The organism is Ensifer sp. EB106-03-01-XG145 (genome assembly GCF_058792075.1).
Genome location: NZ_JBYTEC010000001.1, coordinates 520562 through 536562, shown reverse-complemented (window position 1 = coordinate 536562; position 16001 = coordinate 520562). Strand labels below are relative to the sequence as shown.

Here is a 16001-nt window from a genome sequence, read left to right as displayed (position 1 = left end):
CTGGAATTGCTCTTGAGCGGGATATCAGCATGACGCATGTGATCATCACCGGTGGCTCGAGCGGTATCGGATTTGCAGTTGCATCCATCTACGCGGCTCGTGGCGCCCGCGTCTCGCTGATCGCGCGCTCTCGAGACCTTTTGGAACGGGCGCAAGCAGACCTGGCCCGCTCAAGCGGGAGCAGCGCCGACAACATCAGGATCGAGGCTGCCGATGTTGCTGCGGAAAGCGATGTCGAGGCGGCGATCCTACGGTGCGAACAAGCCTTCGGTCCTTGCGACATCCTGGTGACATCGGCAGGTATCGTCGAGCCCGGCCGTTTCGAGGAACTCGACAGCGCTTCATTCCGACGCCAGATGGAAACCAACTTCTCCGGCACGGTGCACGCGGTCCGTGCTGTCTATGACGGCATGAAGCGGCGTGGCCATGGCCGGATCATGATGATCTCCTCCGGCGCCGGCCTCATCGGCATCTACGGCTATTCCGCCTATTGCGCGTCGAAGTTCGCGCTGCACGGCTTCGCCCAGGCGCTGCGCTCGGAAGCCTGCGCCCACGGCGTCAGCGTCTCCGTGTGTTTTCCGCCGGATACGGAGACACCCCAGTTTCAGCGCGAACTCGCAAGCCGTCCTCCGGAAGCGGCCAAAATCATGGGCACGGTCCGTCCCTGGCCTGCCGACGCCGTGGCGAAGACAATCGCCAAGGGCATCGACCGCGGGCGGTTCGAAATCTACTTCGGCACCACGCTCTTTCTCCTCGGCCGCTTCGCGCCGGCCATTCGTCCCTTGCTCAACTGGTGGTTCGACAGGGTGATTGCGCGCGGCGGCAACACCGCGACGCATAATAGTGGAGTGTCGGAGCGCCGGACCTGACGGCGCTTGTACGTCCAAGCGATAAGATCTAAGTGTCGGGCGGACGCTGTGCCGCATCAAGCGGCGTCGGCCGGCATGAAGACATGAAGGTTTCCGCTTGGCGTTGCTTCCCTTTCAGCTGCACGACTACCCAAGAACACTGACGCTCTGTTGTTACGTGCTCTCCTGTGCGGTGATCTTCTTTACCGATCGCTTTGCCCTGCCGAAGCGGGAGCGGCGCGCCCATCCCTCGCCCTTCGGGCGGACGCAGGATGTCGTCGATGCGGTTGCCCGCCTGCCGGTCATCGCGCTGGTCTTTGCAGGATTCTTCGCCGGCTCCTGGCGGCCGCTGTATGCCGCAGCCGGCACGATGAGCTTCTTCATCATCTTCACCGGCATTTCCCGCGCCAAGTTCAAGTTCATCCGCGAGCCGCTGATCTTTTCGGATATCGCGCTCGTCGTCGACGTCTTCAAGTACAAGACGATTTTCTATGCGAGTTCTTTAAACGTCGTCTTCTGGACCGTCGCCTTCCTCTATGTCTTCGGCGTGTCCGGCCTTTACATGTATTTCGAGCCGGCCATCCTGCCCGATCGCGGCAAGGCGTTCTGGATCCTGTTGATGCTCGGGATCGCCTACGGACCCTGGCTTCTGCTCTTCTACGGCCCGGTGAACCGCCCGACGGCGGCGCTGGTGCAAAGGCTGCTGAAAACACTCGACGTCAAGGTGAACACGGTGCGCTTCGGCACCTTCGGCTCGGTCGTGTTCCGCTTCATCGTCTGGCTCGGCGTGCGGCGTGAAAAGATCGTCGCGGAACTCTCCGAGATCGTCCGGGCCGCCGTGCATGATCTGATCGGCGACGACGGCTCGCCGCTGATCGTCGTCTGGCAATCGGAATCCTTCATCGACATGCGGCACTTCGGCGTCGATACGCTTGACATGCCGACCTTGGATCGGCTGCGGCGCGAGGCGGTGCAATGGGGTCGCCTCAGCAGCGTCTTCGAAGGCGGCTATACGCTGCGCACGGAATTCGCGGTCATCAGCGGCCTGGTGCCTGACGACATCCACGTCGACGCCAGCTACCCCTATCTCAGGGCCTCGCACTATGCCGACGTGGTCTGGCCGGGAAAGATGAAGCGCGCCGGCTGGAACACGCATTTCATCCATCCCTATGACCGCACCTTCTTTCTCCGGCACAAGGCGATGCCGCAACTCGGCTTTTCCAAGCTGACCATGCTCGACGGCTTCGACCATCGCCCCGAAAGAGACGGCCCCTACGTCTCCGACGAGAAGCTTGCGGCAAAAGTGATCGACGCATGCGAGAAGCTGCCGGAGGATGAAAACGGCTTCATCTTCGTTGCCTCCATGGCCAATCACGGCCCGTGGGAGCCGGGTCGCGTCGGTGATCTTACCAATCCCGTCGATATCTATCTGGCCATTCTCGAACAATCCGATGCGGCGCTGAACACGCTGAGCGAGCGGCTCGACAAGCTGGACCGCCCGGTCTGGCTCGTCTTCTACGGCGACCATGCGCCGCTGCTCAAATCCTTTGCCGATCCCTTCCCGGACCCGCGAACCGACTACCTGATCGTACCGCTTGCCAAGGCCAAGTCGTCTTCCCACAAGCCGGTGGAACCGAGTAGTGTCGAAGCCTGGAACTTGCTCGAGGCCCTGCTCAACCACGCCAACCTCAGAAAGGATACGCTGCGGTAGCGGCGCTCGACGGATGGAGAACGCTTCGATGACATCGACCGGGGCGGTCGATCGGCCAAGGCGACGGGTGTTCCTGTTCCTGCAAGGTCCTTCGTCGCCGATCTTCCGCAAGATCGCCGATCGGCTCGAAGCCATTGGCCACACCTGCCTGAGGATCAACCTCAATGTCGGCGACCAGATCATCTGGGGCCGCAAGGGTGCCTATAATTATCGCGGCACGGCGGCCGATTGGCCAGCCTATCTCGAGGCCTTCATCGCGCGCCATGGCATCACCGACATGCTGCTGCTCGGCGAGGAACGCGCCTACCACCAGGCAGCCACCACGGTCGCGCGGCGCAAGGGTGTCGCAGTCGCCATCGTCGAGATGGGGTATCTTCGGCCGGACTGGCTGACGCTCGAGCGCAACGGCATGTCCTCGAATTCGCATTTTCCGTCCGATCCGGCGCAGATCCTTGCGGCAGCAGCGGGCGTCCCGGAACCGGACTGGCGCAAGCACTATAGCCAGACGTTCCTCGCCGATGCGAGCTATGACCTGCTCTACAATCTGCCGAACGTCTTTCTCTGGTTCCTCTTCCCACACTATCAGCGCCACGCGATCTTTCATCCACTCGCCGAATATGCGGGCTGGGTCCGCCGGCTCCTGTCCGAAAAGCGGCGCAACGCGGAGGCCGAGGCGACCATTGCCAAACTGCTTTCTGCGGATGCGCCCTATTTCGTCTACCCGCTGCAGCTCGAAACCGATTTCCAGCTCAGGGCCCACTCACCCTTCCATAGCCAGAGGCAAGCGATTGCCGAAGTGCTGGCTTCCTTCGCCACCTTTGCCGCACGCGATGCACGCCTGGTCTTCAAGGTGCATCCGCTCGACAACGATCTGATCCCCTGGCGCAGGATCATCGAAGAACGAGCGGCAGCGTTCGACCTTCGCGGGCGCGTCTTCTATCTCGATGGAGGCAACCTCGATACGCTTGGGGAGGCAAGCGCAGGCATGGTCACGGTCAACTCGACGGCCGGTCTGCATGCCTTGAAGCAGGGGCGACCGGTGAAGGTGCTCGGCACGGCCTTGTTCGACATCGCCGGACTGACCGACCAGCAGCCGCTCGACGATTTCTGGCGTGCGCCGCAGGCGCCAGATCCGGATCTGGCGAACGCAATGTTCCGCCTGCTCGCCGCCTCGATCCAGGTACGCGGAAATCTTTATTCGCGCGCCGGAAGCGATGCCGGCGCCGAGGCGATCGCCACGCGGCTGAACGAGAACAGCCTCAACCAGCCAGGCGCCTTCGTGGACCCGCCACCACGCCGCAAGCCGCAAAAGCGGCCGAGGATCGCCTCCTCCGCGTGACGACGACTGACGTAACAGCGGGTCTGTTAAGCCAGACTACCGCCGCGCCGTCGCGACGGCGAAGGCCGCCAGGAGCATCAGGCCTGCCGCTGCCAAAGGCAGCACAAAGAAGGCTGCCCGGGCATAGGCTGCACCGAACCCGATCGTGCCGACAAAGAGCGCGATATAGGTGACGCCGCTGTTCAGCCCCATGATCGCGCCGCGCTTGGCGGGGTCGAGGCCGGTGAGCCGCATGATCAGCACATTCAGCCCGAAATGGTTGGCAAGCCCCCAAAGGAAGACGACGGCCAGCATGGCAGCGTAGGAGCCGCTCGCCACAGCCATGGCAACGTAGACGCCCGCGACCGCCAGGAAGATCAGCGGCAACAACCGGGCGGCGCCGAAACGATCGATCAGGCGGTCAAGAAAAGCGGCGGCGCCGAAACCGAATCCATAGGAAACGGCGATGAGACCGTTGGCGGTGACAGGCAGGCCGAGTGCGGCATGCAGGTGCTCGCCGATATAGGCATAGACGCCGTAGAAGGCGGCCATGAAGGCGGCGCAGGCGATCAAGAGCGGTGCAACGCCGGGAACACTCAATGCCGCCAGCGGTGATGTCGCTGTACCGGTGGCGCCTTCCTGCGCCGGCGCAAACTTGACCGCAGTGCAGGCGATCAACGTGGCGGCGGCGACAATGACATAGACCGTGCGCCAACCGGCAAAATCAGCGATCGCTGCCGATAGCGGCACGCCCGCCACCATGCTGAGCGTCCAGCCGGTCAGCACCAGGCCGATCGTCTCGCTCTCGCGTCCGGTCGGCGCAATGACCGAGGCCAGCGTATAGATCGAGGGAAGCGCAATGCCCGCGGCCAGACCGACGACGAGCTGGGCGGCAACCAGGAACGCAAGCGATGGCGCGAGCGCACTGCCGCCGAGCCCTGCAGCCAGAAGCAAGAGAGCCGCAGCCAACATGCGGCGCGGACCATGGCGATCGATGAAGCGGCCAAGGAAAACGGCGCTGACGGCCGTGCCCAGGCCAAAGACGGCAGAGGCCGTCATGACGGCGGGAACGTTGGCGCCAAGGCTTCGCGCCACCTCCGGCGCGATCGGCCCGAGGGCGAGGGAGTTGGAGCCGATGACGCCGATGCAGATGGTGAGCAGGTAGGCGAAGGGCGGGATACGTGCCCTGTCGACTGAACCGCTGGAAATGGATTGATTGATGTTCGTCATTGTCTCATGTTTGCAGAATGAAATTCAGCAGCAAGAGGAAACATCGGAATGGATCAAAATACAGATGACGTTCGGCGGAAGCGTCCACCGGAGCGCGACCTCGACGCGATGGACCGAAAACTATTAGGCGTGCTGGTCGAGGATGCGACGACGAGCTATGTCGAACTCGGTGAACGGGTCGGGCTTTCGCCACCGGCGGCGCATGAGCGTGTGAAGCGGCTCAGGCGATCAGGGGCGATCCGCCGCGTGGCAGCGCTGATCGATCCCGAGGCCGTCGGCAAGACGTTGCTCGCCTTCGTCCATGTCGACACGACCGGCTGGGGAAAGACACAGGCGCTGCTTGCCATCGAGGAATGCCCCGAGGTGGAGGAGATCCACTCGGTCGCGGGCGATACCTGCATGCTGCTCAAAGTCCGCACGGAAAGCACCCATGCGCTGGAGGGGCTGCTGGCGCGCCTCTACGACACGCCCGGCGTCAAGGCGACGCGCAGCTATGTGGTGCTTTCAACCTATCTGGAACGGCCGGTGCAGCCGGGCACGACGGGCGACTGGCCCGCCGTGGTCAAGGGTTAGGCAGCTTTCGCGAGGTGTACTACCCCTAGCCCTCAGACGACGCCGGCGCGCAGCAGGTCGTGAATGTGCAGGATGCTGACCGGTGCTCCGCCATCGCCGACGACGAACAGCACCGTTACCTTGTGCTGCTGCATGAATTCCATGGCGCCACTCGCGAGCACGTCGCCACGGATCACCCGCGGATTGCGCGACATCACCGCCTCGACCGGTTGCTGGAGCAGATCGCCCGACATGTGGCGGCGCAGGTCGCCATCGGTGATCACACCGACAAGCTTGCCGGTGTCATCGACGATGCCGACGACGCCGAAACCCTTCGACGACATTTCGATGAGGGCCTCGCTCATCGGCCGCCCCGTCTGGAGCAGTGGCATCTGGGCGCCCTCATGCGCCAGCTCGCGGACCAGCCGCAACTGCGCACCGAGCTTGCCACCGGGGTGGAATGTCTTGAAATCTTCGGCCGAAAAGCCGCGCCGTTCCAGAAGCGCGATCGCCACCGCGTCGCCGACGGCGAGCTGCAGCATTGCGGATGTCGTCGGCGCGAGGCCGTGCGGGCAGGCTTCCTGCACCTTGGGCAGTACGATCGGCACTTCGGAATTCCGCGCCAGCACGCTGTCGCGGTTGGCACAGATCGAGACGATCGGCACGTTGAAGCGCTTGGCATAGGTGAGCATGTTGGCGAGCTCGGCCGTCTCCCCCGACCACGAGAGCAGGATCAGCACGTCCTGCGAGGTGACCATGCCAAGGTCGCCGTGGCTCGCTTCGGTCGGATGCACGAAATAGGCCGAGGTGCCGGTCGATGCTAGGGTCGCAGCGATCTTGCGGCCGATATGGCCGCTCTTGCCGACGCCGGAGACGACGACACGCCCCTGGCTCTCGCCGATCAACTCGACTGCATCGACGACACTGCGGGCAAAAGCTTCGTCGGAGCCAAGGTGGTCAGTCAGCGCCTTGATGCCGACCATTGCAGTCGTCAGCGTCCGGCCGATCGACTCCAAAGCCGCAACCGCGGTGCGCTCATGCGCAGATGCTTGTCTCAAACCCATGATGACCCCGATCTTACGAAGACTTAAGTGGCAGGCTGCAACGCTGCCCGCCAGACCATTGACGGCAGATAAGCGCTTTTTCTTGGCAAACCAAGCCTTGGAAGCAGACTTCGGGGGAAAACTGGCGCGATCGGCGGCGTTTTCGTCAGCCGGCCCGCATTTCTTCGACAGTTTCGAGCGGCATCGACTTGTCGGCGGCGAACTCTTCAAGCGTCATCGAGTCGAGGATCGCAGCAACGGCGTCGCGCACCGTGGTCATCGATACCCGCACCTGACAGGTCTCGGGATCGTTGCAGTCCTCGCAGACCTCATAGGCCGTGCGGCTGGCACAGCGGATCGGCGCCAACGGCCCATCCAGCGTGCGGATCACATGGCCGATGCGAATTTCGGCAGCGGGCCGCGATAGCGAATAACCGCCGCCCGGGCCCTTCTTCGAGCGCAGCATGCCGGCGTTGCGCAGTTCGAGCAGGATCGTGTCCAGGAACTTCTTCGGGATATTGTTGCGCTGGGCGATTTCGGTGATGAAGGCGGTCTCCCCCGGCTCCAGCCGTGCAAGATCGACCAAAGCCTTCAGACCGTATTTTCCCTTCTTCGTCAGCATTCCGGCACGCTTTCCCTGCGGCTCCCGATACGGGAATCATCCGCGCAAATGCAAATACATCTTGGCATAGCACAAGAAACGTACTGCCAACATATAATTATAGTGGGGAATTGGCCGAAGTCGCGGCCACGCTTGCAGCGGAAGCGACGATTTTCAGAAGTATCGGGCGGATGCGGGAGAAAAGCCGAAAACGACCTTTCTCACCCGCTTCATGCGGCTGCGCTGTGACCCCGCCGCTTCGCCGACACGGCCTGGTGGGCCAGCAGCTGGCGGATCGCGGCACGTGCTTCCTCGGCCGAGCCGAAGCGCTTCGCGTCCAGATCCCAGACGTGATACTTCACCGCCACGAACTTGAAGCGATCTTCATCCGGGACGACCACACCGACGGCTTCGCCGCCAAATTCGATAACTTGCTTGCTCATACAAATAACGCTCCTTCCACGCCGGAGGCGCGGAGACTTTCAATTTCGGCAAAAGATAAAGTTCGAGGGGTTCGACGGTCACATTCGGCAGAGATTGCGAATGTGACGTTTCTCTGTTGCGCGACAAAGGAGACGCGTGCCGAAGAAGGCGGCGGTCGAGACGTTTCCGAACATGTCACTCTCCTTTGGCTGGCCCGGCATCAGCATGCCGGTGCGTTTGATGAACAACCGTGAGGCGGACTCCCCGCGTCACGTATTGGCAAACTAGAATAATCTACCAATTCCGTCAATTAAAAAGATGAAGATGCGAAAAATAATTCTCACCCTTCAAATCTTAGGGGGACGCGGACGCAAAATCCGTTCTCCCGCCCCGGAACCGGAGACCCTCGCTATCTAGGTAGCGAAGAATCAGTCTGCAAGGCACGAGGGGATAAAGACAGCACATTCGGACAAAAAAGGGGCGGCCCGCCGGGCCGCCCCTTCACGTTTTGTATCCCGGGACCGCCGGATCACGCCGCCGGCGTGCCCGCCTGAGGCGTGGTGCTCGAACGAGACGCTTCGCGATCTTTCCACCAACGGTTCAGGAAGAGCAGGATCGGTCCGCCGATATAGATCGACGACGTGGTCGCAACGATCACGCCGAAAATCATCGGCCAGGCGAAGCTCTTGACCGCGTCGCCACCCCAGATCGCCATCGGCACCAGCGACAGGGCCGTCGCCATCGAGGTGAAGATGCATCGCGCGATCACCTGGTTGATGCTCATGTCGATCAGGTCGGAGAACGGCATCGACTTATACTTGCGGAGGTTCTCGCGCATGCGGTCATAAACCACGACCTTGTCGTTGACCGAGTAGCCGATCATCGTCAGCAGCGCGGCGATGGCCGTCAGGTTGAAGTCGATGCCCGTGAGCGCGAAGAAGCCGATCGTCTTGGTGATGTCCAGCAATAGAACTGCGATCGCGCCGACGGCGAAGTGCCATTCGAAGCGGAACCAGATGTAGAGCAGGATCGCCACCATCGCGAGACCGACGGCGAGGAAGCCCGAACGGGCAAGTTCGGTGCTGACGGTCGGTCCGACGACCTCGGTACGCTCGAAGGTCGCATCGGAGATTGTCTGGACTACGGTGTCCTTGATGCGGTTCAGTGCCGCCGTCTGCTCCTGCTCGCCGCCCGGCTGACGCTGAACGCGGATCAGAACCGACTTGTCCTGGCCGAACTCCTGCAGCGCCACTTCGCCGATGTTGAGCGCTTCGAGGTTGTGGCGCAGCGTCGGAAGGTCGAGCGTGTTCTTCGAGGTGGTTTCGACCTGAATACCGCCGACGAAGTCGATGCCGTAGTTGAGGCCCGGCGTGAAGAACAGCACCACCGAGCTAATCGACAGGAACGCCGACATCCCGATGGCGACGAAGCGGCCCTTCATGAAGGAGAAGGACGGAAGCTTCGGAACCTTGCCGAAGAGCGACGGAATTTGGAGCTTCTTCATCTTCCGGCGAACGACGACCTCACGCATCATCAGGCGTACGACGGTGATCGACGTGAACATCGAGATGATGATGCCGAGCATCATGGTGACCGCGAAGCCCTTCACCGGGCCGGAGCCGAAGGCGAACAGCAGCACGGTGCCCGAAAGCGTCGTGACGTTGGAGTCGATGATGGTTGCATAGGCCTTGTTGAAGCCGATATCGAGCGCCTTCATCGCGCCGGCGCCGCCTTCCGTCTCTTCGCGAATACGCGCGTTGATCAGGATGTTGGCGTCCACCGCCATGCCGATGCCGAGAATGATACCGGCGATGCCGGGCAACGTCAGCGTCGAGCCGAGCATGGCCAACAGCGCGATCGTCAGGATCGTGTGCAGCACCAGGCCGACATTGGCGATCATGCCCCATGCGCCGTAGAGCACGACCATGAGGGTAACCACGAGGGCGAAGCCGGCAAGGCCGGTATAGATGCCCATGCGGATGGAATCCGAGCCGAGGTTCGGGCCGACCGAGCGTTCTTCGATGACAGTCAGCGGTGCAGGCAGCGCGCCCGAGCGCAGGAGCGCTGACAGAACGGTTGCTTCCTGCGCGGTGAAATTGCCGCTGATCTGGCCATTGCCACCGATGATCGGCTCGCGGATGACCGGTGCCGTCAGAACCTTGCCGTCAAGCACGATCGCAAAGGGCCGGCCGACAGCGGCCTGGGTAATTTCCGCGAACTGGCGGGCACCCAGGGAGTCGAAGGTGAAGGAAACGATCGGCTCGTTGGTGCGCTGATCGAAGCCGGCCTTGGCATCGGCCAGCCGCTCGCCCGAAATCGCAACGCGACTTTCGACCGCATATTTGTTGTTGTCGTGCGCACCCGGCAGGATGTCGACGCCACGTGGTGCCGGCTGATTGGGATCCACAGTCTGGTCGACCATGTGGAAGCTCATCTGGGCTGTGGAGCCGAGAAGCTGGCGCAGTGCCGTCGGATCCTCGAGGCCTGGAAGCTGGACGAGGATGCGGTCGGAGCCGACGCGCTGGATCAGCGGCTCGGCAACACCGACGGTATCGACGCGCTGACGAATGATTTCCAGGCTCTGCTCAACCGCCTTGGTGGTGCGGTCGGCGAGGCCGGCCTCGGTCATGGCGACCGTGATGGTGTCGCCATCCTCGGTGACCGCGATATCGGAAGCCGAGCCGCCAAAGCCGAGCGTGCCAACCGGGGCAGCCAACTCTTTAAGCTTCGGCAGAACCTTCTCGCGGTCGGCAGCGTCTTCGATCTTGACCGTCACGGTGTCGCCGGCGATGCGGGCCGACGAAGCCGGAACGCGTTCGGCGCGCAGCGCCCGACGCGTATCGTCGAGTAAGGTTTCGAGGCGGGCCTTGCGCAGGCCGGCGGCGTCGACTTCGAGGACGAGGTGCGAACCGCCCTTGAGGTCGAGGCCGAGAGTCACCGGCTTGACCGGCAGCCAGGCGGCGAATTGTTCACGCTGTGCTGGCGTCAGCACGTTGGGAAGCGCCGCGACGCATCCGAAGATGATCACGGCGACATAGACGAGAATCGCCCATTTCGATGTACGCATGTTGTGGTTCCAAAAGAGCCTGCACGGGCACGGGGCGCGTCGTCAGGACTTTGTTTCATCAATGGCGGCGTAGCGGTCCAAGCCGCAAACGAGCCAGAATATGCTTGATGGATCAGGCGCGCGGGGGTGCGCGAATATGGGGCCCATAGCTCGAAGCCCCGCCGATCTGCTCTGCGACACGGCGCAGGAACCGACCGTCCGACGATTGGGGAAATTCCAGCTCCGCGGATACCGGCAGCAGCGCCGGTAACCCATCGTCGGTCGCGGACTTCGCGTCCTTGCGCTCGGCCGTGAACCGAAGGTCTGAAAGCGGTGTCGCCCGCGAGATCTGCCGGGCTGCAGGGCGATCGGTCGAGCCGGTATCGGTGACATTACCGGCCTGGGCGCCAGAGGACGAGCGGGACGGAATGCTCTGCCCAACCGAGATGACCTGCATTGCGAAGGAGGCGCAGAACAGCCACAGCACGGCGAGAAGCCGGCCGGCCTGCATATTCTTGCTGCCACCACCCAAGCGGTCCATCGAGGACGCGGTCCCTTTCCTTGGCGCCTACAAGACGCGCGGCGCTGCAGCGCCAGCGAGACGAAACTCAGCCCGAATGCCCGACCTTAACGAAAGAACGTGGCCGGATTCGAGCATGGGCGCCCTTAACACCATTGCGGGCCGGAAAAGTCAAATCCGGCCCGTTGTGCGACTGAGGCGCGGTCAGGCCGAGAGACCCGCCGTCCGCCTCTCGTGGATCTCGATGAGCGACGGGCCTTTGCGCTCTGCGGCTGCGGCAAGCGCCTGCGCCAGATCGGCAACCGCGGTGAGCCGCTGCCCCTCGACCCCATAGGCCTTGGCCGCCATCAGGAAGTCCGGCGCCGAGGGCCTGACCCCTTCAGGGGTAACGCCGGCGTCGACCATGTAGGACTCGATCTCCTGGTAGCCGTCATTGTTCCAGACGAGGAAGATCACCTTCGCCTGCGCATCCACCGCGGACCCGATCTCGGCCAGCGAGAACTGGAAGCCGCCGTCGCCGACAAGGCACACGACCGGACGCGACGGATCGGCAACCGCAGCGCCCACGGCCGCCGGCGGAGCGTAGCCGAGCGAGCCGTAGCCGGTCGCGGAATTGAACCAGCTGCGCTGGCGCGGCGCATCGCAATAGAGATTGCCGGCATAGACGGCCTGGGTCGAGTCACCGACAACGGTGCAGTCCGGCAACGTCCTGTAGACCGTGTCGATGATGCCGATCTCGGCCTTCATCTTCGGCGTCAGTTCCTTCAGCGCTGCCCGTCTCGCGGTTTCGGCGCGCCCGACGCCATCCTTCGCGGTGTGGCCGGGCAGGAAGGCGAGGATGCCTGCCGTGGCCGCTTTGGCGCCGGAGAGAATGGAAAGGGCTGCATGCGGCCCGCGCGCGAGCTGCGCTGAGTCAATGTCGGTGCGGATGAGATTGCGCAAGGCCGGGAAACCGCCATCGGCATACATGTCGTAGTCCGTCTGGCCCATTTCGGTGCCGAGCGCCAGGACAAGGTCCGCTTCCTTGAGGAGCGACCGCACCGCCTTCAGGCTGGGGCTTGCGGGAACGCGCAAGGGGTTGCCGGCGAGCATGCCGCGAGCATTGACCGTGGTGACGACAGGCGCGCCGATCTTCTCGGCAAGCGCCGTCACTTCGGCTTCCGCCGTCAACGCGCCGCCGCCGCAGATGATGACTGGCCGCGAGGCGTCGGCGCAGAGGATCGCTGCACGCTGCAGCGTCTCGCTGTCTGAGCGCGGGCGCGTCGCCGTCGCCGGGCGCACCGCCTGCGGCGCGATCTTCGCCGCCATCACGTCGGTCGGAATCTCGATGTGCACCGGCCCCGGCCGGCCGGAGACGAGCACCGAGAAGGCGCGGTCGACGACGAAAGGCAGGTCTTCCGGATTGAGCAGCGTGTGCGAATAGAGCGCCAGCGTCTTCATCATGCCGTGCTGGTCGGGCAGCTCATGCAAGAGCCCGCGACCGTGACCGAGCGAGTCGCGGCGATTGACGCCGGAAATCACCAGCATCGGGATGGAATCCTGCCGGGCCTGCGCCATCGCCGTGATGGTGTTTGTGAGTCCCGGACCGGTGATGACGAGGGCGACACCCGGCTTGCCGCTGACCCGGGCATATCCATCGGCCATGAAGCCCGCACCCTGTTCATGGCGCGGGGTCACATGGCGGATCTTCGATGCCGCCAGCCCGCGATAAAGCTCGACCGTGTGCACCCCGGGAATGCCGAAAACCACCTCGACGCCATTGGCCTCGAGCAGATCGACCAGCACTTCTCCAACTGTTTTTTCTATCGTCATGCGCAGCGCTCCTTACGCAGGCTGGACCGCTCGGCGAGTGCAGCGATGCGACGGCAGGCCTCGTCGATGTCCCGATCAGGCACGGTCAGGCTGACGCGCAGATAGTTCTGCGCCTGATCGCCAAAGGATGATCCAGGCATGACGGCAACCCCCTCCTCTTCGAGCAGCGCCCAGGCAAACGCATCGCCGTCAAGGCCGGTTCCGGAAACGTCGATCACAATGAACATGCCGGCTTCCGGCGCGAACACCTCGATGCCGGGTGCCGCGGCAAGACCGGCTACGATCTGTGCGGCACGGGACTTATAGGACTCGCGCATCCGCCGCGCGGTATCGATGTCATGGGTCAGGGCATAGGCGGTCATGTCGGCGATGAAAGGCTGGGTGCCGAAGAGCATCGTTTCCGAAACCGGCAGCAGCCGGTTGGCAAACTCGACCGGGCCGACCGCCCAGCCGCTGCGGAAGCCGGGCGCGGCGTGGGACTTGGAGATCGACGAGACGACGACCGTGCGTTCGGCGAGGTCCGGATTGTCGAAGGGTGAGGCGAAGACGGCGTCGAAGACAAGTTCCTCGTAGACCTCATCGCAGACGATCCAGAGATCGTGACGGCGCGCGACCTCGCCGATCGCGGCGATCTCGGCCGCGGTCAGCACGGCCCCGGTCGGATTGTGCGGCGTGTTGAGCAGCAGCACCCGGCTCTCCGGTGTGATCGCCTTTTCGAGATCTTCGGCCTGCATGTGGAAGCCGAATTCCGGCTTCAGCGGCACCAGCACCGGATGGGCGCCGGTGGAGCGGATCACGCCCTCATAGGTCGCATAGAGCGGGTCGCCGACGAGCACCGCGTCGCCGGTTTCGACCAGAGCCAGCATCACGGAGAAGAGCGCCGTCTGGGTGCCGGGGAAGCACAGGACGTTCGCCGCGGTGACGCCGTCACGGCGCCGGCGATATTTTTCCGCGAGCGCAGCCACGACCGGGGGCTCGCCGCGGCCATTGGAGTAGCGGTAGCGCCCGGCATTCATCGCGCGCTGGCATTCTTCGAGAAGGGCGCGGTCCGGCGGAAGGTCCGGTTCGCCAATCGTCAGTTCGATGATGTCGGCGCCACTTGCCTTCAGTTGGCGGGCACGAATATGCAGCGACCATTTTCCCGAACCAAGCTCGGCAAGACGTTCGGTGATGGACGCGTAGCGCATGGTGTTTTCTCCCGTTGTCATTGTTTTGCAGTTCCGATCGACGTGCCGAGCAGTGCCTCGGCCGACGACATGGCGATGGCGACCAGTTCACCCTCGCGAAAGAGGTCGCCCGCCAGGCACCCCTCCACCCAAAGACCGTCGACCAGCCCGTTGATGGCAATGGCGAACGCCCGGCAGGTTTCTGCGTCCGCCGGTTTGCCCTTCGCCGCAAGAAAATCGGCGAGCAGTTCCTGCAGTGTGTTGCGGAAGGCGAGGTAGCCTTCGCGATGGATCTCGGCGAGCACCGGATCGACACGCACCTGGCTGATGAAGGCAGCCCACAGCGAGATGCTCCGGCTGTCGGCCACCGGTTCGGTGAGGTTGATCGCGATGAAGTCCCTGAGGCGGGTTTCCGGATCGCCCTCCACCTGGCTCGCCTTGTCCGTCAAGGATGCGATGACGGCGCGATAGGCCTCGGCGACCATCTGATCCTTCGATTCGAAATAGTGACGCACGAGCCCGGCGGTCACGCCGGCGCGGATCGCGATCTGCCGCACCGTCGCGCCCTTGAGCCCAAATTCGGAGATGCAATCGAGCGTCGCCTCGATCAGCTCCTGGCGGCGTTCGCCTTCCGGAGCGCGGTGAAAGCTGCGCCGGTTCATGCGGCGACCCGCTGGAACAAGTGCCCTGGCGCGGTCGACGATGGCTTCGGCCGGAACGGGGACATGGGCGGCTCCTTCGGGAAATCAAGGCTGGGGGCGGGCGTCGAAAAATCGACGATGCGTATTATTATACGCTTGAATAATAGCGACACAAGTGCAACCATGCCAATCAACAAAACCGTGACAGGCCAAAGATGCCGCGCGGAAAACGACAGGGGAATTGTTCTCATGCTGACAGAAAAAGCGCGCAGAGCCGTTGGAGCGGCGTGCCGATGACGGATGCGGCCCAGGCAATCGCGGTCACTGACCTGCACAAGCGTTTCGGGCCATTGGAAGTGCTGAAGGGTGTTTCGCTGACGGCGAAACAGGGCGACGTGATCGCCATCATCGGCGGCAGCGGCTCCGGCAAATCCACCTTCCTGCGCTGTATCAACCTTCTGGAACTCCCGTCCGCGGGCAGCGTCAGCGTGCACGGCGAGAAGATCCGGATGAAACCCGACGGCCGAGGCGGCCTCGTGCCGGAGGACCGCCGCCAAGTCCAGCGCATCCGCAGCCAGCTCGGCATGGTCTTCCAAAGCTTCAATCTCTGGCAGCACATGACCATCCTCGAAAACGTCATCGAGGCGCCGATCCACGTGCTCGGCAAGCCGAAGGCCGAAGCGGTCGCCACCGCCGAAACGCTGCTCAAGCGCGTCGGCCTCTATGAGAAGCGCGACGCTTACCCGGCCTTTCTTTCCGGTGGCCAACAGCAGCGCGCGGCCATCGCGCGGGCGCTCGCCATCCAGCCGCTGGTCATGCTCTTCGACGAGCCGACCTCGGCGCTCGATCCTGAACTCGTCGGCGAAGTGCTTTCGGTCATCGGCGATCTCGCGCGCGAGAAGCGCACGATGATCCTGGTTACCCACGAGATGAAGTTCGCGCGCGACGTCGCCAACCACATCGTCTTCCTCCACAACGGCGTGATCGAGGAACAGGGCCCGCCAGAGGCCATCTTTGGTTCGCCGCGGTCGGAAAGGCTCAAGAAGTTCATCAGTTCCATTCACTGAATTCCGGAATGCTAAACAACCAA

At 63.3% G+C, this 16001-nt stretch carries 14 protein-coding genes; 5 read left to right on the top strand and 9 right to left on the bottom strand.

Going from position 1 to position 16001, the window contains the following annotated elements; genetic code table 11:
• Positions 1–29: 29 nt before the first annotated feature.
• The 3 genes from AC3WWH_RS02625 (at position 30) to AC3WWH_RS02615 (ending at position 3898) form a co-directional block, all read left to right on the top strand.
• A complete protein-coding gene (locus tag AC3WWH_RS02625) occupies positions 30–869 on the top strand; it encodes an SDR family oxidoreductase (protein ID WP_057248160.1) in 840 nt (279 codons plus the stop codon).
• A 97-nt stretch (positions 870–966) separates the two neighbouring features.
• Positions 967–2559: an LTA synthase family protein gene (locus AC3WWH_RS02620; protein ID WP_057248159.1), complete on the top strand. Its 1593-nt coding sequence runs from the start codon at positions 967–969 to the stop codon at positions 2557–2559.
• A gap of 28 nt (positions 2560–2587) precedes the next feature.
• Entirely contained in the window at positions 2588–3898 is a 1311-nt protein-coding gene (locus tag AC3WWH_RS02615; protein ID WP_058323571.1) for a capsule polysaccharide biogenesis protein, read from the top strand.
• A gap of 36 nt (positions 3899–3934) precedes the next feature.
• Here AC3WWH_RS02615 and AC3WWH_RS02610 read toward each other — a convergent pair whose 3' ends face one another.
• A complete protein-coding gene (locus AC3WWH_RS02610; protein WP_058323572.1) occupies positions 3935–5107 on the bottom strand; it encodes an MFS transporter in 1173 nt (390 codons plus the stop codon).
• A 48-nt stretch (positions 5108–5155) separates the two neighbouring features.
• Here AC3WWH_RS02610 and AC3WWH_RS02605 point away from each other — a divergent pair, with 48 nt between their 5' ends.
• A complete protein-coding gene (locus AC3WWH_RS02605; RefSeq protein ID WP_057248156.1) occupies positions 5156–5680 on the top strand; it encodes an Lrp/AsnC family transcriptional regulator in 525 nt (174 codons plus the stop codon).
• A 32-nt stretch (positions 5681–5712) separates the two neighbouring features.
• Here AC3WWH_RS02605 and AC3WWH_RS02600 read toward each other — a convergent pair whose 3' ends face one another.
• The 8 genes from AC3WWH_RS02600 to AC3WWH_RS02565 form a co-directional block, all read right to left on the bottom strand.
• Positions 5713–6723 (bottom strand): KpsF/GutQ family sugar-phosphate isomerase, encoded by a 1011-nt coding sequence (locus AC3WWH_RS02600; protein WP_057248155.1) that lies wholly within the window; start codon positions 6721–6723, stop codon positions 5713–5715.
• Positions 6724–6868: 145 nt separating this feature from the next.
• Positions 6869–7324: an RrF2 family transcriptional regulator gene (locus AC3WWH_RS02595; RefSeq protein ID WP_057248154.1), complete on the bottom strand. Its 456-nt coding sequence runs from the start codon at positions 7322–7324 to the stop codon at positions 6869–6871.
• A 209-nt stretch (positions 7325–7533) separates the two neighbouring features.
• Positions 7534–7746: a hypothetical protein gene (locus AC3WWH_RS02590; RefSeq protein WP_057248153.1), complete on the bottom strand. Its 213-nt coding sequence runs from the start codon at positions 7744–7746 to the stop codon at positions 7534–7536.
• Positions 7747–8255: 509 nt separating this feature from the next.
• Positions 8256–10793 (bottom strand): protein translocase subunit SecD, encoded by a 2538-nt coding sequence (secD, locus tag AC3WWH_RS02585; RefSeq protein WP_058323573.1) that lies wholly within the window; start codon positions 10791–10793, stop codon positions 8256–8258.
• A 112-nt stretch (positions 10794–10905) separates the two neighbouring features.
• Positions 10906–11313, bottom strand: coding sequence for a hypothetical protein (locus AC3WWH_RS02580; protein ID WP_245299219.1), 408 nt, complete (start codon positions 11311–11313; stop codon positions 10906–10908).
• Positions 11314–11496: 183 nt separating this feature from the next.
• Positions 11497–13104 carry a 5-guanidino-2-oxopentanoate decarboxylase gene (locus AC3WWH_RS02575; protein ID WP_058323574.1) on the bottom strand — a complete coding sequence of 536 codons (1608 nt, stop codon included), beginning with the start codon at positions 13102–13104 and terminating at the stop codon, positions 11497–11499.
• Complete coding sequence (locus tag AC3WWH_RS02570) at positions 13101–14291, bottom strand: pyridoxal phosphate-dependent aminotransferase (RefSeq protein ID WP_058323575.1); 1191 nt, start codon at positions 14289–14291, stop codon at positions 13101–13103. Before AC3WWH_RS02570 ends, AC3WWH_RS02575 begins: the two co-directional genes overlap by 4 nt.
• A gap of 17 nt (positions 14292–14308) precedes the next feature.
• Positions 14309–14932: a TetR/AcrR family transcriptional regulator gene (locus AC3WWH_RS02565; RefSeq protein ID WP_057248148.1), complete on the bottom strand. Its 624-nt coding sequence runs from the start codon at positions 14930–14932 to the stop codon at positions 14309–14311.
• 272 nt (positions 14933–15204) lie between these two features.
• Between AC3WWH_RS02565 and AC3WWH_RS02560 the strand changes: the two genes are divergently transcribed.
• Entirely contained in the window at positions 15205–15978 is a 774-nt protein-coding gene (locus tag AC3WWH_RS02560) for an ABC transporter ATP-binding protein (protein ID WP_057248147.1), read from the top strand.
• The last annotated feature ends 23 nt before the right edge of the window (positions 15979–16001 follow it).